This is a genomic window from Candidatus Rhodobacter oscarellae, from assembly GCF_001078595.1.
In the GTDB taxonomy this organism is placed as follows: Bacteria; Pseudomonadota; Alphaproteobacteria; order Rhodobacterales; family Rhodobacteraceae; genus Rhodobacter_B; species Rhodobacter_B oscarellae.
Genome location: NZ_LFTY01000002.1, coordinates 3474481 through 3493615, shown reverse-complemented (window position 1 = coordinate 3493615; position 19135 = coordinate 3474481). Strand labels below are relative to the sequence as shown.

Sequence of the window (19135 nt, the reverse complement as noted above, 5' to 3'; positions counted from 1 at the left end):
CCGACCTATGAAAGCCAGCACATTGAGTGACGCAGCGCTCCCGATCGCAATCCGCGATCTGACCAAACGCTACGGGCCAGTCTACGCGCTGAACGCCGTGGATCTGGATGTCCATAGCGGCGAGTTTCTGACCCTGCTGGGGCCCTCTGGGTCCGGTAAAACCACGCTGTTGATGGCCATCGCGGGGTTCAACCGGCCCGACAGCGGCAGCATCAAGTTTGGCGCCGAGGAGGTGATCCTCAAGCCGCCGCACAAGCGCGACGTGGGCATGGTGTTCCAAAGCTACGCGCTGTTTCCGCAAATGAGCGTGGCCGACAATATCGGCTTCCCGCTAAAGCTGCGGGGGGTGGGCGCGCCGGAACGCGCCGCCCGCGTCGAGGAAGCGCTTGAGACGGTGCAGCTCGGCGGGTTCGGCGCGCGCGGCATCGACCAGCTCTCGGGCGGGCAGCGCCAGCGGGTCGCCCTGGCGCGGGCCTTTGTGTTCGGCCCACGGATCCTCTTGATGGACGAGCCGCTCTCGGCGCTCGACAAGAAGCTGCGCGAGCGCATGCAGATCGAACTCAAGCACCTGCATCGCAAACTGGGCGTGACCACCGTCTATGTGACGCATGACCAGCGCGAGGCGCTGACCATGTCGGATCGGATCGCGGTGATCAATGACGGGCAATTGGTGCAGCTAGACGCGCCAGAAGTGATCTATAACGCGCCCGCCAACGCCTTTGTGGCCGATTTCATCGGCGAGTCGACCATGCTGCCATTAACGCGCGGCGCAAGCGGCTTGATGTACCGGGACCAAAAGATTGCCGAGACCCGGGATGGGGAAAGCTGGTCACTGGTGGTGCGGCCAGAGCGGCTTTTCTTTGCCGCTCAGGATGCGCAATCGGACGACAACACCATCGTTCTTCGGGGCACGCTGCGAGAGACGGTTTTTCAGGGCGAATCCGAGATGGCCCTGGTCGCCTTGGATAACGGCATAGAGCTGGCGTTCCGATTTGGCACGGGTGCCACAACGAATTCCACAGGCGGCGGGCTGGGAGAGCAGGTGGCGGTGGGCCTGAACCGCAAGGACGTGATCATCATCCCCGGCGAAACCACCTGATGGCGAGCGCGGCCAACGAGACCGAGCTTCGGCGACAGCATCGCCGCGAGCAATTGTCGATCCTGAGCCTGGTCATCCCGGCACTGGTCGTCGTGGGGTTGATCATCCTGATCCCGCTCTCGTGGCTCTTTTACCTGTCGTTCCTCGGGGATGACGGGGGGTTCTCGTTAGAGAACTACCTCAAGATGACCCAGTACAAGTCCTATTACCGGATCTTCATCACCACCTTTCAGGTCAGCATCCTAACGACGATGATCTGCATCGCTCTGGGCTATCCGCTGGCGTTCTTTCTGGCGCAGCTTCCGCCGCGCTGGGCGGGGGTATTCATGCTGGCGGTGCTGCTGCCGTTCTGGACGTCCTTGCTGGTGCGCACCTATGCCTGGCTGGTGCTGCTGCAGCGCAAGGGGATCATCAACGAGTTCGCGATGGACATGGGGTTCTGGGAGAAGCCCCTGAAGCTGGTGCATAACATGACGGGCACCCTGATCGGCATGGCGCATATCATGCTGCCCTTCCTGATCCTGCCGCTCTACAACGCGATGCGCAAAATCGACCGCGACATGATGCACGCCGCAGCAAATCTGGGCGCGAACCCGGTGCGGGCCTTCTGGGCGGTGTACTTCCCATTGTCGCTGCCGGGGATGGTGGCCGGGTCGCTGATCGTGTTCGTGCTGTGCTTGGGGTTCTACGTCACTCCGGCAGTGCTGGGCGGCGGGCGCGTGATCATGGTGTCGAACCAGATCACCGCGATCCTGGAGAACCAGTTCGACTGGGGCGCGGCCAGCGCCCTGGGCGTGGTGCTCTTGGTGGCCACGGTGCTTTGCCTCTTCCTCGCCGCGCGGTTCTTCAAGCTCGACGCCGCCCTGTTCGGGAGGGACTGACGTGAGCTGGTTCTCCCGCCCCGCGACGGACACGCAGATCACCCATGGGCGGCGGCTGTGGCTCTACGCGCTGGCGGCGGTGATCATGATCCTGCTGGTGATCCCAACGCTGATCGTGGTGCCGATGTCATTCTCGGACAGCCAGTATCTGGAGTTCCCGCCCAGCAATTGGTCGCTGCGCTGGTACGAGGAGTATCTGGGCTCGCGCAAATGGATGCGGGCGACGATGACCTCGGTGCAGGTGGGGGTGCTGACGATGCTGGTGGCCACGCCCCTGGGCACGATGGCGGCCTATGCCTTGTTCGTGTCACGCCACCGCCTGACGCGGGCGATTTTCCTGCTGCTGATCACGCCGATGATCGTGCCGGTGATCCTGATCGCGATTGGCACGTTCTACGCCTATGGCCGGATGGGGATGAACAACACCATCGCCGGGTTGGTGCTGGCGCATGCCGCGCTGGCGCTGCCGCTGGTGATCATCGTGGTGACGGCGGGGCTGCGGTCCTATGATCTCAACCAAGAGCAGGTGGCCCGCAGCCTGGGCGCCACGCGCAGCAAGGCGTTCTTTCTGATCACCCTGCCGCAGATCCGGTTCTCGGTGATCACCGCGGCCCTGCTGTCCTTCCTGACGTCCTTTGACGAGGTGATTGTCGCGATCTTTGTCTCTGGCGGGGCGAATGCCACGCTGACCAAGCATATGTTCGCGGCCCTGCGCGACTATATCGATCCGACCATCGCGGCGATCTCGACCATTATGGTGATCCTGTCGTCGGTGCTTTTGCTTCTGACACAGTTTCTTGGCGCTAAGGGCACAAGGGACTGATCCGCGCAAAGCTATGGTCGAGAAGCAACAAAATCCCACCTGCTTGAAGCTTCCAGCAGATATTCCAGCATCACTTCAGCGGTGACTTCTTTGTTTTCGTATATTTCGGTGGCCGAGAACTCGTAGGCAGATATCGCCTCGCCTGCCTCCCACGCAGTGAATCCAAAACTGGCCCCGCCTAATGCAAATTCATAGTCTTCCGGTCCATTTGTCCAATTCGACGTTAATGTCACGGCAGCATCAACCACATCGCAACCCACTTCTAGGTCATAGGCATCAATGTGCCGGGTGGTCAAAAAAGACATGAAGCATTGGTCTTCCCGCCGGAAAAAAATGAGCATCCGGAAGGTAAAGACAGAGGGGCTGACGAAGTATGCGGCGGCAAGGACATCGTGTTCCTGCGAGACTTGATCCAAATACGTTTTAAACCGCTTCAGAGAAGCATAGCTTTGCACGCCTCCAAAATGGGAGAAGTATAGGAATTGAGTTTCTCTCAGTGGTAAACTGCCGCTCTCTCGCTTTAGAAAAGTTGAAACGTCACTGGCGTAGATCGAGTGCATTTCTTTGTTGCGAAGCCAAAGCCCCAAGACAACCGCGCATGACACGACCAACAGAAACAACATTATCGCGATTCTACGGGTTTTCGATGTCATATGGCTTCCTTAGGAACGGGCTGCGCCTCTGCCTACCGATCATGCGCCAATCCCAATAAATATCATTTGTTACTTTATACTAGCTGTCTAACAAACGGCTCTCTATCGCTAAAGCGCATTTTGTAAGAAGAAGCCGATCACCGCGAGCACTCAAGGTCTCTTCCGGACCGAAGGCAGCGAAACCTCTATCTTGGCCCCGTGGTCACTGCGCTCAATTGTCAGCGCGCCTCCATGGTTCTCCATGACCCGAGCGGCGATTGGCAGACCTAGGCCGCTGCCCGGGCCGGTGCCCGTTTGGCTGAAGCGGCCAAGCGCCAGCAATTGATCATCCGGCGCGATCCCCACGCCGTCATCTTGCAGGACCAGTCGCGTCCGCCCATTTGAGCTTTGCAGTGTGACGTCTATGTTCGAGACATCAGGCCCGCCATGTATCACGGAATTTGTCAGCAGGTTCAGGATCGCTTCCTGCAGCATAAGCTCATCGCCCCACACCTCATGGCGCCGACCGTCTGGATGATAGGAAACGGCGATGTCCCTACCCGGTGTTTGATTGCGAAACCGGGTGACCGCGGCCTCGACAGCCTGAGCAAAATCGAGGACCTCACCGCGATCCGCAAGGTTCGTTCCGCCAGCGCGCTCAAACGACAAGAGCTGGTTGGTCAGATGCGTGGCCTCGCGCGCCGCACTGACCAATTCAGCGCTGCGTTCCTTGGCCGCAACGCTTGACGGCGCGCTCTCGACGGCCTCGGCCAGCGCCAGGACTCCGGCAATCGGGTTGCGCAATTGGTGGGCGGCGTTGGATATGAACTCGTCCTTAGAGCTGATGCGCCGCGAGACCCTGTCGAGCAGCGAGTTCAGCGTCGACACGATCCCTTGCGCCTCTATCGGCACCGGGCGGCGGATCGGTTCCAGCTCGCTTGGGGTGCGTTTGGAGATCGCGTCCTGCAGGTCCAGCAAGGGACGCAACCCAAGGCCAACTCCGAACCAGACGACCAAAGCGACCGAAAGCACCAGCAAGGCAATGACGCCGAAGGCGCGGATGACCACCTCGCGCACGAACCCAGTGCGCACGGTCATGTCTTGCCACACCGAGATGGTGAAGACGCCCGTTAGGCCGTCAACCGTGGTGGCGTCTTGGAACCGCAAAACGCGGACGTCCCGGTTTTGATATGTCGCGTCATAGAATTGCTGCTGCGGGGGCGCGTCGGCGGTCGAGGCCGGCGGCACCGGCGGGGTCGCATACCCGGTCACGAACACGCCATCCGGAGCATAGACGTGATAGAATAACTCGCCGCCCGATGTGCCGCCGATCAGTCGCCGTGTGTCCGGGCTAAGCGCATCGCCGCCAGAGACGGCAACGTCGCGAGAGATGGCCAGCGCCGCCGAGAGCAGACCCCGGTCAAAGATCTCCTCGGCGCGCTGCGTCGTATTGCGAAACTGCCAGGCCGCGGCGGCGATGGAGATTATCAGAAGTGGTGAAAGGATGATCAAGATCAGCCGCGCCCGCAGGGATTGCAGCGTCATGTCTGGGCCTCGTGCAGCAATTGATAGCCCAGCCCGCGCTGGGCCTTGATGACCAGGCCGAAGGGTTTCAGCCGGGAGCGGATCCGCGAGATATAGACCTCGACGACCTGCTCCTCGACATCGGCCCCGGTCCCATAGACGTGATCCAACAGCGCGGTCTTAGTGACGAGCCGGCCCCTCGCGGCCAGAAGGCATTCGAAGATAGACAGCTCCCGGCGCGGCAGATCAAGCGGCTGATCGTCCGCCATAAGCTGGCGGGCCGCGGCGTCGAATTGCAGCGGGCCGATATGTTGCAGTTGCCGTTGCGGCGTCGCGCGCCTGCGTGACAACGCGCGCACCCGTGCCTCAAGCTCTGCCATCTCGAAGGGCTTGATCAGGTAGTCATCCGCCCCGGCATCCAACCCGATCACGCGGTCCTCGGTTTCGGCGCGCGCCGTCAGCAGGATCACCGGGCGCGGATCGCCGCCCGCGCGCAGGGCCTTGAGCAAGCTCAGCCCATCGGTGCCGGGCAGGTTGATGTCCAGGATAATCAGGTCGGACACGCAGCCCTTCAGAAAGGCCGCGGCCGCGTCGCCATCGTGCAAGACATCCACCGCATGCCCCGCGTCCTGCAGGCGGTACGCGATGCCCTTGGCCAGTCCCACATTGTCTTCGACAAGGGTGATCCGCATCTTTTTCGGCCCCGAAAGTTTCATGCAAGGTTCGCAGGTCATGGTTGATACATCAACCGGGCAAGGACAGGCCGGTGATTCTGTGAAGGTGCCCTCTTTGAGGGGTCCAAATCCTAGGGAGGAACATATGTCCTTATTTAAAACCACGCGCCGCGCGGCCATGGGGCTTGTCGCTGCCGCTGTCGCAACGCTGCCGTTCCAGACACAGGCCGGCGGCCATGGCATCGACCTGGCCGGCAAGACCGTTGAATGGATCATCCCGTTCTCGGAAACCGGCGGATCGGCCAAATGGGCGAATTTCTACGCGCCGCTTCTGTCCGAGGCGCTGCCGGGCGCTCCGACCGTTGTCGTGAAGTTCATGCCGGGGGCCGGGTCCACCAAAGGCGCGAACTTCTTTCAAGAGCAGACATATGACGACGGCACCCTGATCTTTGGCTCGTCGGGGTCCACGCAGTTCCCGTTCCTGCTGGGCGATCCGCGGGTGAAGTATAACTACGCCGACTGGAATGTCGTGCTGGCCTCCGGCACCGGCGGTGTCGCCTATCTGCCGCCTGACATGGCGGCAAAGATGAGCGGCCTGGATGCCTCGGGTCTACAGGGAGAGGACTTCATCTATGGCTCGCAAGGGGCCACGCGGCTGGATCTTGTGCCGCTTCTGGCCTGGGAAATGCTCGGTCTGAGCGTTGAGCCGGTGTTCGGGATCAAGGGCCGCGGCGACGGGCGTTTGATGTTCGAGCGCGGCGAGGCCAACATCGATTACCAGACGTCTTCATCCTACCTCAAAGGCGTGACGCCACTGGTCGAGGATGGCAGCGCGGTGCCCATGATGAGCTGGGGCGCGCTGGATGACGCAGGCAACATCGTGCGGGATCCGACCTTCCCGGACATGCCGACCTTCAAAGAGGTCTGCGAAGCCACCGCAGGGTGCGAAACCTCTGGCGAGAAATGGGAGGCTTGGAAGGCCTTCTTCATCGCGGGCTTCCCGGCTCAGAAGATGGTCTTCTTGCCGAACGGCGCATCGGCGGACGCAATCGCGACCTACACGGCGGCTTTTGAAGCCGTCAAAGCCCGCGCCGATTTCGCAGAGATCTCTTCCGGTCGCCTGGGCGTGTACCCGCAAATGACCGGAGACGAAGCCAAAGGCGCGCTGAAAAGCGGCACCGAAGTCCCGCAGGCCGCCAAGGAGTTTGTCGTCGGTTGGCTCGAAGAGCGCTACGGCGTGACGCTCAAGTAAGCTTGGCTTTCAGAATGCCCCGTCAACCGGCTTGACGGGGCATTTTTGTAAGCAAAGCAGGGGGCATCGTCATGGATGTCATTTTCACCGCGCTGCCCGCGCTTGGCGACGCCTGGGCGCTGATCCTTCAGCCGGTTGTGTTGGGCTATCTGATCCTAGGGGTCATCATGGGCCTTTGCATCGGCGTCTTCCCCGGGCTGGGTGGGATCGCCGGTCTGTCCCTGCTGTTGCCGTTCATGTTCGGGATGGACCCGATCCTGGGGCTGGCGCTGATGATCGGGATGGTCGCCGTGGTGCCGACCTCTGACACGTTCGCGTCCGTTCTGATGGGCATCCCTGGTTCGTCGGCATCGCAGGCGACCGTGCTGGACGGCTTTCCCATGGCAAAAAACGGCCAGGCGGCGCGGGCGCTATCGGCGGCCTTTGCGTCCTCGTTGTTCGGAGGCCTCGTCGGCGCCAGCTTTTTGACGGTGTTCATCCTGGTGGCCCGCCCCGTCGTATTGGAGTTCCGCACGCCGGAGCTGTTGATGATCACCATCTTTGGCCTGTCCATGGTCGGCATCCTCGCCGGCCGCGTGGCGATAAAGGGCATTGTGGCCGCGGGCCTTGGGATGCTGATCGGCACGATCGGCGAGGGCGCGTCCTCGGGTGATCTGCGCATGTCATCCTACGACTTCCCCTATCTCACGGATGGTCTAAAGCTGGTGATCGTGGGCCTTGGCATCTTTGCGATACCCGAGATCATCTCGCTGTTGCGGCAGGACCGCGCGATTGCAAAAGAGCAGGCGCTGGGCGGCGGCTGGCTGGACGGGGTGCGCGATTGGTTCGCCAATATCTGGCTGTCGGTGCGCTGCTCTATCATTGGGGTCATCGTTGGGGTCATCCCGGGGCTCGGTGGGTCCGTTGTGGACTGGATCGCCTATGGGCACGCCGTTCAGACCACCAAAGACAAATCCAAGTTCGGCAGCGGCGAAGTGCGCGGCGTGATCGGGCCGGAAAGCTCTAACAACGCCAAGGAGGGCGGCGGGCTGGTGCCCACGCTGCTGTTTGGCATCCCCGGTTCGGGCTCTATGGCGATCTTTATCGGGGCGATTGCGTTGCTGGGCTCCGGGCAGATCGAGGTTGGCCCGGCCATGCTGAAGAACAACCTTGATATCACCTACTCCATCGTTTGGCTGCTGGCGCTGGCGAATGTTGTCGGCACGGTGATCTGCATCGCGGCCTCGGGCGGAATCGCCAAGCTGACGACCATTCGCTTTGCGCTGCTGGCGCCGTTCCTGTTCATGATCATCGCCTTCGCGGCCTTCCAGTCGGGGCAGAACTTGATGGATCTGGTGGCGCTGTTCGCCATAGGCTTCCTGGGCATCATGATGCGCCGGTTCGATTGGTCGCGCCCGGCGTTTCTGATCGGCTTCGTCTTGTCAAACCCGGCAGAGACCTACGCCAACCAGGCCCTGCAGATCGCGCAGTCGCGCTTTCGCAAGGGGTTTGGCGAGGGCATAGACTATATCTTTTCGCCCATCGTGATTGTGTTGCTGATCATCACGGTCATCTCCGTGGTCGTCGGGCTGCGGCAGGCCAAGTCCATTCTGGCCGAGGGCGATGTTAAGTCCGGCTCGAAGCGCGCGCCGCTCGCCTTCCTGCTGATCGTAACCGGCTATATCGCCTACGCCCTGTTTGACGCGGCCTCGATCCCGTCCTTCAGCCGGGACCGCACCTTCCCGATGTTCGTTGCTTGCGTCTGCCTGCTGGGTTGCGCGGTCTTGATCATCCGCATGATGCTAAAGCCAGAGACCGACACGGTCTTTGCCGACCGCGAGCGTCATGGCGATGACTCAGAGGCCACCCACGGCCTTTGGCCCACCCTGGCCTGGTTTGCCGCGCTGTTGGTCCTGACCGCCTTGCTGGGCTTTATCCTTGCGCTGGGGCTGTTCCTGTTCAGCTTCCTCAGAATTCGGGCGGGGCTCAGCAATGTCGCGGCGGTGATCTATACCGCAAGCGGCATCGCGTTCATGTGTGCCATGGCATGGCTGCTAAACCGCGACTTCCCGCCCGGGCTGCTGCAGGAATACGCGGATCTTCCGTGGCCGCTGACATGAGCCGGAGGACCATTGCGTTCCCCGTCCGCCGCAGAGTTGCTCTTCATACAAACCCCATAGTCTGGACCTAACCCCATGCCCAAAGTCATCATAGCAGGATCCGGCAACGCCGCCCTATCCGCCGGTATCGCAGCGCTCGAATGCGGCGCCGAGGTCTTGATACTCGAAAAGGCGGATCCGGCGCTCGCCGGTGGCAATACCAAATACACCGCTGGCGCGATGCGCTTTGCCTATGCGTCGGGCGATGATCTGCTGCCGTTGCTGCGCAACCCGGCGGACCCGCGACTGTCAGACACGGATTTCGGAAGCTACACCGAAAAGAAATTCTCGTCTGATCTACTGAGCTTCAATGATGGGCGCCCGCTGAGCCCTGAACAGCACGCGCTGATTTCGGAAAGCTATGACACCGTGCGCTGGCTGGCCTCGCATGATGTGAAGTTTGAACCGATCTATTCCCGCCAAAGCTTTATGAAGGACGGGCGGCATGTGTTTTGGGGCGGTCTGACACTGGCCGCCGAGAACGAGGGCGTTGGTCTCTTCGATCAAGAGTTGGCGGCGTTCCATCGCATGGGCGGCGAGATAAGATACGGCACGCCCGTGGCAGATCTTACCAGCGAGAACGGCAGAGTGACCGGCGTGACCACCGGGGACGGGCATGCCTTTGCCGCCGATGCGGTCATTCTGGCTTGCGGCGGGTTCGAGGCAAACGCCGAGCTGCGGCAGGAACATATCGGCCCCGCATGGGACAAGGCCAAGGTGCGCGGCACGCCGCACAATACGGGCGATGGATTGCTCATGGCCAGGGCGCTCGGCGCGCAGGAATACGGGTTTTATGGCGGCTGCCACGCCACGCCGATGGACTTGCACATGGCGGATTACGGCAATCTCGATCTGCCGCATCGCGAGCGCAAGTATTACCGCAAGATATGCTATTTCTTAGGGGTAATGCTGAACGCCAAAGGTGAACGCTTTGTCGATGAAGGCATCAACTTCCGCAACTACACATACGCTCAGTTTGGCGCCGCCATCATGGAGCAGCCGGGCCATTTCGCATGGCAGATCTTCGATGCCAAAGTGTTTGACCTGCTCTATGGCGAATACAGCTTTCACGACGCCCATTATGTCGAGTCTGCGACGCTTGAGGGGCTGGTCGCCAAGCTTGACGGAGTGGATCAGGCCGCCGCACTCAAGACGCTCGAAAACTACAACGCCGCAGTGGACCAGGGCACCGCGTTTGATCCGACGTCTCTGGACGGCAAGGCGGCAGCCGGGGTGTCGCCGCGGAAATCCAACTGGGCACAGACCATCGAACAGGGCCCGTTTCGAGCCTACCCGGTCACCGGCGGGATCACCTTTACCTATGGCGGCTTAAAAGTGGACGCGTTCGGTGCGGTGCTGTCAGGTTCCGACACCCCAATCGACGGGCTATACGCCTGCGGGGAACTCGTCGGAGGCGTGTTCTTCAATGGCTATCCCGGCGGTTCCGGCCTGACCTCGGGGGCGGTCTTTGGCCGCCGCGCTGGCCGCGCCGCTGGCAGCCCTTCGCCCTAGACGAAGATGCGCGCGCTCGGTCCGAAGGTTACGCCAGCAGGCTGTTAACGGCTCCGCTTTCCAAACACGCTGACCGCGGACGGAACGCCCGACTGGGTGACCTATCGGCGGTCAACCCATCGGGCGGCCCCAAAAGTCCAAACTCAGATGTCGAACTTAACGCCCTGTGCCAGCGGCAGTTCGGACGAGTAGTTGATCGTGTTCGTCTGGCGGCGCATGTAGCCCTTCCAGGCATCCGATCCGCTCTCGCGCCCACCGCCGGTTTCCTTCTCGCCGCCGAAGGCCCCGCCGATCTCGGCCCCCGAGGGTCCGATATTGACATTGGCGATCCCGCAGTCAGAGCCCGCCGCCGTCAGAAACGCCTCGGCCTCGCGCATGTTCAATGTGAAGATGCAGGATGACAGCCCCTGCGGCACGCCGTTATGCAGCTCAATCGCCTCGTCAAACTCGTCATAGCCCATCACATAGAGGATGGGCGCGAAGGTTTCGGTCTTCACGGTCTCGGTTTGCGCCGGCATCTCGACAATCGCCGGGTTCACATAAGCCCCGTCGCCCACGCCATTTGCCGCACCGCCGCCATGCACCGTGCCGCCCTCAGAGGCCGCCTGGTCCAGCATCGCCTGCATCCGGTCCGCGGTGGCCTGGTCGATCAACGGGCCGATCAGCGTGCCGTCGCTGCGCGGATCGCCAATGGGCAGGCTGGCATAGGCGGGCACCAGCTTGGCCACCAGCTCGTCCTTGATCGAGTTATGCACGATCAGGCGGCGCAGCGTGGTGCAGCGCTGGCCCGCGGTGCCCACGGCCGAGAACACGATCGCGCGGATCGCCATGTCCAGATCCGCCGAGGGCGCCACGATCATCCCGTTATTGCCGCCAAGCTCCAGGATCGGGCGGCCCCAGCGCGCTGCAACCTTGGGGCCCACGATGCCGCCCATGCGGGTCGAGCCGGTGGCAGAGAGGATCGGCACATCGGTGGAGTTCACCAGCGCCTCGCCGATCTCTGGCCCGCCGACGACCAGCTGCACCAGCCCCTCGGGCGCGTCGCCGAATCGCTCTAGCGCGCGGTCCAGGATCTTCATGCAGGTCATCGCGGTCAGCGGCGTCTTTTCGGAGGGCTTCCAGATCACCGGATCGCCACAGATCAGCGCCAGGCAGGTGTTCCAGGACCACACCGCCACGGGGAAGTTGAACGCGGTGATCACGCCGCAGGGGCCCATCGGGTGCCAGGTCTCCATCATGCGGTGGCCGGGGCGCTCGGAGGCAATCGTCAGTCCATAAAGCTGGCGCGACTGGCCCACCGCGAAGTCGCAGATGTCGATCATCTCTTGCACCTCGCCCAGGCCTTCTGAGGTGATCTTGCCCGCCTCCAGCGTCACCACGGCGCCCAGCGCGTCCTTGGCGGCGCGCAGTTCCTCACCCAAAAGCCGCACCAGCTCGCCCCGGCGTGGGGCGGGCACCACGCGCCAGGCTTTGAACGCCTCTTTGCTTTTTGCGATGATGCCGGGCATGTCGGCAGCGAGCGTCTCGGCCACCTGCGCCACCACCGCCCCGTCAATGGGCGAGCGCACGGGCAGGCTGCCGCCGGTCAGGTCGGCCTGGGTGAAGCCCGCGGCTTGCAATACCTCTGAATGGCGCATCGGGTGTCTCCTCTTGATGTCGCTACGCGGCGAGGCCGCGCTGGTCCTCCCGGCCCATAGAGACCAGGAGCGGTGTTTCGTTCTGCAGGGTTTGGAAGTCGGATTTGCTGGCCATGCCGCGCCAGTTGCCGGCGATCAGCGATTGCGCCACCGCGCCGCCCAGCGTGGTGCCGGGGCCGGTGATGATGAAGAGATCGGGGGCGAAGTCGCGCGCGGCCACCGTGATCGCGCGGGTGAAGTCATAGGTCTCGGTAACCTGGTGGCCCAGCGTGTAGTCCCAAAGCTGGCGCGTATCCGTGGCCCCCGGCCACCAGACCGCGCCGCGCCCGTCTATGAGCGGCAGACTGGGCTGGGTGAAGAGGTCCTGCGACAGGCGGGCTTTGCCTTGCGCGCTGATCGGCGCCATCAAATGCGAATGGAACGCGGCGTGGTTCGGCAGCCGCATTGGGAAGCGGTCAAGCCGAAGGGCGGCGTCCTCAAAACCCGCGATACCGGCCTCATCACCGGCCAGCACCAGCATCCCGCCCAGGTCTATCGACAGTTTCAGCGCGTGCTCAGCGCGGGCGTCGATCTCGGCGACCAGGGCCAAAAGCTCGGCCTTGCGCGGCATGTCCGGCCGCCAGTCGTCGCCCGTATGCGGGTAGATCACCTGCCCGCCGATCAGCGCCTCTTGCATCAGCGTGCCCATGGTGTTGACGATCTCGAACCCGTCCTGGGGCGCCACCGCGCCGCCGCAGGCCAGCGCCGAGTACCAGCCCATCGAGTTGCCGGTGACGGCCACGATCTCGATGTCCTCCCGGAGGCTCAGCCGGTCGCCCAGCGAGGCCGCATAGATCAGCGCCGAGGCATTGTCGCCCCGCGTGTGCTTGGCGTTCGAGAAGCGCGCGGCGCCGTCCAATGCGGTCAGGGTCTCTTGGCCCAGCGCCGACCGGCGCGCGTCAAACGCCGCCAGCAGCCCGGCATCGGGGAAGGTCCGCGCCAGGGTGCCCAGCTCTGGCTTGTTATAGGTCCCGCGCCCGGGGCAGATCAGAACGGCGGTGGTCATGCCCGGCCCTCCAGCGCGGCCTTTGCGGCCTCATAGATGCTGTCGGCGGACGGCATGGTCGCGCCATAGGCGGGGCCGGTGGCGATGAAACTGTCCTCGGCGGCAAGGCGGGATGTGGGGAGGTCGCAGCCCTCGGTGAAGAGCGCCATGAGGGCCTCGGACAGCCCGCCGGTGCGGCGGGTTTCGTCCACGATCAGCACGCGATCCGCGCCCTTCACGGCCTCAAGGAGCGCTTGTTCGGGTAGTGGGTTCAGCCAACGTGTGTCGATCACCCGGGCATTGATGCCGTCCTTGGCGAGCCGCGCCTGCGCCTGGCAGGACAGGTAGTACCCGTTGGCAAAGCTCACGATGGCCAGGTCGCTTCCGTCACCCTGAACGCCGACCTCGCCAAAGCCGATGCTCTGATCGGGGCCGGGATAGGTCGTCATCCAGCCGCCATCCCCCGCCTCATGCAGGTCGCGCATCGGGTAGAGCGCGATGGGCTCCAGGAACACCACCAGCCGCTGCTCCTCGCGCGCCAGCCGCACGCATTCGCGCAGCATCCGCGCGCCGTCCGCGCCGTTCGAGGGGCAGGCCAGGATCAGCCCCGGAATGTCACGCAGAACCGCCACCGAGTTGTCATTGTGGAAATGCCCGCCAAAGCCCTTCTGATAGCCCAGCCCCGCGATGCGCAGCACCATCGGGTTGGTGAACTGGCCCTGGCTGAAGAACGGTAGCGTCGCCGCCTCGCCGCGCAGCTGATCCTCGGCGTTGTGCAGATAGGCCAGGAATTGGATCTCGGGCATCGGGACAAAGCCGTTCTGTGCCATGCCAATCGCAAGCCCGAGGATGGACTGCTCGTCCAAAAGCGTGTCGATCATCCGGTCGGACCCGAAGCGTTGGCTCAGCTTCTGCGTCACCCCATAGACGCCGCCCTTTCGGCCCACATCCTCGCCCATCATGACGATTTCGCGATGCTCCAGCATCAGGTCGGTCAGCGCCCAGTTGAGGATGCGGCTCATCGGTTGTGGGGTGTCATGGGCCTTTAGGTCGCCGCCAAAGGACTTGGCGCGGGCCTCGGCGCTGGGGCCATTGGTGGGCGCGCAGGCGCGTTTCGGCGGGATGAGGCTCGCCATCACATCGCTGGCGGTCTGCAGGCGAGGCCGGGTAACGGCCTGAGCCGCCACGCGCGCGACGCGGGCGCGGGTCTCTTCGTAGATCCGCAAGGCATCGGCGGGCGACAGCCCGCCGGCCCCCTCAAGAAGACGTACAGAGTGCAGCAGCGGGTCGTTGGCCTCATCCGCCTCGACCTCGGCCTTGGGCAGGTAGGTCGTGGCCACATCCGCGCCGGCATGCCCGTAAAGCCGCACGGTGCGAATATGCAGGAAGGCGGGCTTGCGGCGGCGGCGGACGTATTCGGCGGCCTCAAGCGCGGTGGCGTAGGTGTCGAAGATGTCCAGCCCGTCGCAGGCGAAATACCTCACGCCCGGGCGATTGCGGAACCCATCCGCGATCCAGCCCTTGGGCGTCTTGGTGGAGATCCCGATGCCGTTATCCTCGCACACGAACAGCAGCGGCAGCGGCACCGATTGATAGCTGGTCCATCCGGCGGTGTTGAATGCGCCCTGCGCGGTGGAGTGGTTGGCCGAGGCGTCCCCGAAGGAGCACATCACAATGGCGTCATGAGGGTATCCGGCATGTTCCGGCGCGTGGCGCCGCGCCGCGCCAATGGCATAGGCCGCGCCCACCGCCTTGGGCAAATGCGAGGCAATCGTCGAGGTCTGCGGCGGGATATTCAGCGCCTTGGAGCCCAGCACCTTATGCCGCCCGCCCGAGATCGGGTCCTCCGACGAGCAGGCAAAGCTGAGCAGCATGTCCCAGGCCATCGACTGCCCCGGCACCTGATCGCCGCGCGCGATCTGGAACGCCGCATCGCGGTAATGCAGGAACGCCGGGTCCGTGGGGCGCAAAGCCGCGGCCACCGCTGCCATGCCTTCATGCCCCGACGAGCCGATGGTGTAGAACCCCTGCCCCTCTTTCTGCATCGCCCGGCTTTGCAGATCCAAGGCGCGGCTGAGGCATTGCGCGCGAAAGAGGCCCACGGCCTCCGGCGCGCCCAACGGCCCCGCGGGCGCAGCCCCCTTGGGCAGGTCACCGGAGACGACCCGCCGCCGGAAGTTCTCTTCGACGATAGAAGCGCGATCCATGGCTTAGACGAACGCCTGAATGCCGGACTGCGCGCCATAGGCATGGATCGGGTACATCACCAGCGCGGACTGCACCGACATCATCGAGCGGTAACCGCTATCGACGCGCTCCTCGGTCAAATGGTCAGTCAGATAGAAAGGATCGCCCCAGGTGAAGTCATTCAGGTCGCGGCCAAAGCCCTTGGCGGTCAGGTCTTTCATCACAGGTCTCCTGTCAGAGCATCGCTCAGGCGGGCGAGCGCCGCGTCCAGAGCGTCATCGGAATAGGCAAATGAGAGGCGGAAATGGCCGGGCAATCCAAAGGCGCGGCCGGGCACCAGCGCCACGCCCGCCTGGTCGAGGATGCGGGCGCAGAAATCGCCGCAGCTCTCGCCAGGGCGCAGCGCAGCGGAGCAGGACGGAAACACATAGAATGCCCCATCGGGCTCTGGGCAGGTGATCCCAGGCAGGGCGTTCAGCCCGGCGACCACTTTCTGGCGTCGGGCGCGGAAGGCGTCCCGGCGCTCTGCAAGCAACCCGCGCGGGCCGCTAAGGGCGGCCAGCGCGGCGGCCTGGCTGACCGAGGAGGCGCCCGAGGTCGACTGCCCCTGCACGACCACCATCGCCTTGATCAGCGACGCGGGGCCGACGCCCCAACCGATGCGCCAGCCGGTCATCGACCAGGCCTTGGAGACGCCCGAGACGATCAACGTCCGCGACGCCAGCTGGGGCGCGGCGGCGGTGAAGCTGGTGAAAGGCGCATAGCTGAGATGGGCGTAGATCTCATCCGAGATGACCCAGACATGGGGGTGGCGGTCCAGCACCGCCGCCAGGGCCGCGATCTCGGTCGCGGTGTAGATCGCGCCCGACGGGTTCGACGGCGCGTTCAGCATCAGCCAGCGGGTGCGGGGCGTGATTGCGGCCTCCAGCGCCTCTGGCGACAGCTTAAAGCCCGCCTCCATTGGGCAGGGAACGGTCACCGGAACGCCCCCCGCGACCACGACCATATCGGCATAGCTGGTCCAGAACGGCGTCGGAAGGATCACCTCGTCACCGGGATCCAGGGTGGCCAGAAGCGCGCTCGACAGCACTTGTTTGGCGCCGTTGGAGACAATCACTTCTGATGCTTGCCGTCCGTGTTCGTCGGCGACCGCCTGGCGCAGAGCCGGCGTTCCCGCGGTGGGCGTGTACCTGGTCTCTCCGTTGCGCATCGCGTCGAAAGCGGCTTCGATCACGAAGGCGGGCGTCGGAAAGTCCGGCTCGCCGGTGGACAATGCGATCACGTCACGGCCCTCGTCGCGCATCTGGCGGGCGCGCTCCGAGATCTGAACGATCTCTGAAAGCTCGATCCCGGCCAGCCGCCCGGACCTGCGGAATTCGCTTGGACTATCCAGCATAGCGCGCCCCGTTTTGCGTTGTCAGAAAGGTGCCGAGCGGGATGTCTTCCTGCTTTAGGAACCCTTGGGCGGGCAGCTTGCCATCCCGCACCATCTCGATCACGGCGACGACCGACGAGGCCGTTGTCCAGGCGATCGCGGTCCGGCTCTTTCCCGCAATCTCCACCGGTTTGAGGGCCCGCACGAATTCGCGGCGGGCCAAGGCGCCATCGGCCGTGCCTTCGGCGGAGACATGGATATACACAACGTCCTCTTCGACTGGCGGCTTGGCGTTCACCAGAATCTCGCCCGCCTCGCTCTTGCGGTCGCGCATCAACAGCTCGTGGAAGAAGAAGTTCATCAACTCCACATGGCCGGGGTAACGCATTGTTTTGTAGTCGATGTTTGGCACCTTGCCGAGATAGGTCTCGCACATGGTGCCCAGGCCGCCCGAGGTGGTGAAGGCCTCCAGCTCGACGCCGCCGATCACGATCTTCTCGATCCATTCCATTGGCGAGACCCATTTGTGTTCGCCATTCTCCAGCACCTCGCAATCGTTGAGGTACTCGTTGACGACACCTTCGGGGGACCAGTTGAAGGAATATCCCATCAGCCCGGTCGGGTGCTGCGGCAGCGCGCCAACCCGCAGCTTGCAGGACCGGCAGAGGTCAAACTGCGCGATCAGATCAGCGGCCACGATGCCCACAAAGCCCGGGGCCAGCCCGCATTGCGGCGCCATCAAGCCCTTCGAAGTCTGGGCGAGCTCTAGGATGGCCTTGGTCGTTGGGACGTCCTCGGTCAGGTCGAAATAGTGGATTCCCAGGCCATGGGCGATCCGCGCGATCCCGGTGTTGAGGAAGAACGGAAGGCAGGACAGCACCGCATCCGCCTGCCCCAGAGCCGCCGACAGCGCCGCGTCATCCGAGACATCCAAGGATGCCGTGCGGTATCGCGGTTTGAGCCCGCCTTGGGGCGCAAGATCGTAGCCTGTGACCGCGAATCCGGCGTCGACAAGCAGCTCGGCCGTCAATGCTCCAACTTTCCCCAGGCCCAAAACCGCCACAGACTGCATCTGCACACCTCGCTCTTGATTTGGCGGAAGCGTAGCGGTTTGACACATGCGGATTAATTGGTGAGTTTATCACAATATCATGACTTGGGGTAATGAACGATGCATCTTCCTTCCCTGTCGGCCCTGCGCAGCTTTGAAGCCGCCGCCAAGCATCAGAGCTTCACGCGTGCCGCAGAGGAACTGCGCGTCACCCAGAGCGCCATCAGCCGCATGGTGCGCGAGCTTGAGGCGGCGGTCGGGGTCGCGCTGTTCCGCCCGGCGGGGCGGGGCGTGTCCTTGACCGAAGCCGGGCGCAACCTGGCGGGCCCGCTGCACAACGATCTCGAACGCCTGCGCCAGACCATGCAGAATGCCAGCGCCGCGGGGGACGGGATGCGGACCCTCTCGGTTGGGGTGCTGCCGACCTTCGGCTCGCGCTGGCTGGCCCCGCGCCTGGCCAGGTTCCGCGCCAGCCACCCGGATATCGAGTTCGCCTTGCACAGCCGCCCCGAGCCCTTCGACATGGCGCATGATGGGATCGACCTGGCCATTCATTTCGGCCGCAAGGAATGGGTGGACGGGACGCTGACCGAGCTTTGCCTTGAGGACCTGGTCGTCGTGGCCTCGCCCGTGATGTCCGAGCGCTTTGGCATCAAAGCGCCGGTGGACCTAAAAGACATGCCACGTCTGCACCTGCAGACCCGCGCCAACGCCTGGGAGGTCTATTTCGACAGCCTGGGCCTGCCAACCGGCATGGCCCGGCGGGGCACCCTGTTCGACCAGTTCTCGACCATGATCGCGGCCGCAATCCACGGGCTTGGGGCGGCCATTGTTCCCACCTATCTGATCGAGGCGGAGCTGGCGCAGGGCACGCTGGTGGATCTGGGCCAACCGCAATGCCCTGGTGACGTTTACTATGTTGTCACGCCAAAGGGGGTGGCAAACCCGGACGCCGCTCAGTTCCGCGACTGGATGATCGCCGAGGCGCGGAGCTCAACCCGCAAACGCGCCCTGCGCCGACAGGCTGGCCGCTGACTGCCAGAGCAGCATAAGCGACATCCGCGTGCAGACCGCCAGCACCACCGCACGCAGCCAGCGGGCCGCGGAGGCGGCCAGCCAAGCCTGTGGCGCGGGACCGGCGTTACCGAGGCGTAAACGGTGCGGGCGGCGGATTTTGCCGTGGGGCCGCGAATCGGGCGGTTGATGGCTTATTTTGTTGGGAAATCCGGGGTCGGCGAAGCGTCGGCAAAGTGTCGGCCTTGCGTATGGCACCTTGTCGGGCAGTGAGCATGGTTAACGGACCGCGCGGTGGTGGGAGCGTTGTGG

At 63.7% G+C, this 19135-nt stretch carries 15 protein-coding genes and 1 pseudogene; 7 read left to right on the top strand and 9 right to left on the bottom strand.

Annotated elements, in window-relative coordinates; genetic code table 11:
- The first annotated feature begins 22 nt into the window (after positions 1–22).
- From AIOL_RS21480 to AIOL_RS21470, 3 genes are read left to right on the top strand one after another with little or no spacing between them, the layout of a single operon-like run.
- The gene (locus tag AIOL_RS21480) at positions 23–1099 is read left to right on the top strand and encodes an ABC transporter ATP-binding protein (protein ID WP_235439128.1); all 1077 of its coding nucleotides are present in this window, start codon (positions 23–25) and stop codon (positions 1097–1099) included.
- Positions 1099–1980: an ABC transporter permease gene (locus tag AIOL_RS21475; protein ID WP_049644862.1), complete on the top strand. Its 882-nt coding sequence runs from the start codon at positions 1099–1101 to the stop codon at positions 1978–1980. Before AIOL_RS21480 ends, AIOL_RS21475 begins: the two co-directional genes overlap by 1 nt.
- A 1-nt stretch (position 1981) precedes the next feature.
- Positions 1982–2803 (top strand): ABC transporter permease, encoded by an 822-nt coding sequence (locus AIOL_RS21470; RefSeq protein WP_049644861.1) that lies wholly within the window; start codon positions 1982–1984, stop codon positions 2801–2803.
- Positions 2804–2814: 11 nt separating this feature from the next.
- Here the strand turns inward: AIOL_RS21470 and AIOL_RS21465 are convergent, their stop codons facing one another.
- From AIOL_RS21465 to AIOL_RS21455, 3 genes are all read right to left on the bottom strand, one after another.
- Positions 2815–3426 carry a hypothetical protein gene (locus AIOL_RS21465; RefSeq protein ID WP_049644860.1) on the bottom strand — a complete coding sequence of 204 codons (612 nt, stop codon included), beginning with the start codon at positions 3424–3426 and terminating at the stop codon, positions 2815–2817.
- A 180-nt stretch (positions 3427–3606) separates the two neighbouring features.
- The gene (locus AIOL_RS21460; protein ID WP_049644859.1) at positions 3607–4980 is read right to left on the bottom strand and encodes a sensor histidine kinase; all 1374 of its coding nucleotides are present in this window, start codon (positions 4978–4980) and stop codon (positions 3607–3609) included.
- Positions 4977–5651, bottom strand: coding sequence for a response regulator transcription factor (locus tag AIOL_RS21455; protein WP_049645600.1), 675 nt, complete (start codon positions 5649–5651; stop codon positions 4977–4979). The genes AIOL_RS21460 and AIOL_RS21455 overlap by 4 nt, the downstream gene beginning before the upstream one ends.
- Before the next feature lie 127 nt (positions 5652–5778).
- Between AIOL_RS21455 and AIOL_RS21450 the strand changes: the two genes are divergently transcribed.
- From AIOL_RS21450 to tcuA, 3 genes are all read left to right on the top strand, one after another.
- The gene (locus tag AIOL_RS21450) at positions 5779–6885 is read left to right on the top strand and encodes a tricarboxylate transporter (RefSeq protein ID WP_152912630.1); all 1107 of its coding nucleotides are present in this window, start codon (positions 5779–5781) and stop codon (positions 6883–6885) included.
- A gap of 71 nt (positions 6886–6956) precedes the next feature.
- Complete coding sequence (locus AIOL_RS21445; protein WP_049644858.1) at positions 6957–8984, top strand: tripartite tricarboxylate transporter permease; 2028 nt, start codon at positions 6957–6959, stop codon at positions 8982–8984.
- Between the two features lie 75 nt (positions 8985–9059).
- Positions 9060–10535 (top strand): FAD-dependent tricarballylate dehydrogenase TcuA, encoded by a 1476-nt coding sequence (gene tcuA / locus AIOL_RS21440; RefSeq protein ID WP_049644857.1) that lies wholly within the window; start codon positions 9060–9062, stop codon positions 10533–10535.
- Between the two features lie 143 nt (positions 10536–10678).
- Here the strand turns inward: tcuA and amaB are convergent, their stop codons facing one another.
- From amaB to AIOL_RS21410, 6 genes and pseudogenes are all read right to left on the bottom strand, one after another.
- On the bottom strand, positions 10679–12172 hold the full coding sequence (gene amaB, locus AIOL_RS21435) for an L-piperidine-6-carboxylate dehydrogenase (protein ID WP_049644856.1): 1494 nt from the start codon (positions 12170–12172) through the stop codon (positions 10679–10681).
- A 22-nt stretch (positions 12173–12194) separates the two neighbouring features.
- On the bottom strand, positions 12195–13217 hold the full coding sequence (locus AIOL_RS21430) for an ACP S-malonyltransferase (protein ID WP_049644855.1): 1023 nt from the start codon (positions 13215–13217) through the stop codon (positions 12195–12197).
- Positions 13214–15403: a dehydrogenase E1 component subunit alpha/beta gene (locus AIOL_RS21425; RefSeq protein WP_049644854.1), complete on the bottom strand. Its 2190-nt coding sequence runs from the start codon at positions 15401–15403 to the stop codon at positions 13214–13216. Before AIOL_RS21425 ends, AIOL_RS21430 begins: the two co-directional genes overlap by 4 nt.
- A gap of 6 nt (positions 15404–15409) precedes the next feature.
- Positions 15410–15604: pseudogene (locus tag AIOL_RS21420) on the bottom strand (hypothetical protein); the annotation flags it as partial.
- The gene (locus AIOL_RS21415) at positions 15604–16779 is read right to left on the bottom strand and encodes a pyridoxal phosphate-dependent aminotransferase (RefSeq protein WP_049644852.1); all 1176 of its coding nucleotides are present in this window, start codon (positions 16777–16779) and stop codon (positions 15604–15606) included. The pseudogene AIOL_RS21420 and the gene AIOL_RS21415, both read right to left, overlap by 1 nt.
- Entirely contained in the window at positions 16769–17788 is a 1020-nt protein-coding gene (locus AIOL_RS21410; protein WP_235439127.1) for a saccharopine dehydrogenase family protein, read from the bottom strand. The genes AIOL_RS21415 and AIOL_RS21410 overlap by 11 nt, the downstream gene beginning before the upstream one ends.
- Positions 17789–17929: 141 nt before the next feature.
- On the opposite strand from AIOL_RS21410, the gene AIOL_RS21405 reads away from it, so the two are divergent.
- The gene (locus AIOL_RS21405; protein WP_049644850.1) at positions 17930–18844 is read left to right on the top strand and encodes a LysR substrate-binding domain-containing protein; all 915 of its coding nucleotides are present in this window, start codon (positions 17930–17932) and stop codon (positions 18842–18844) included.
- The last annotated feature ends 291 nt before the right edge of the window (positions 18845–19135 follow it).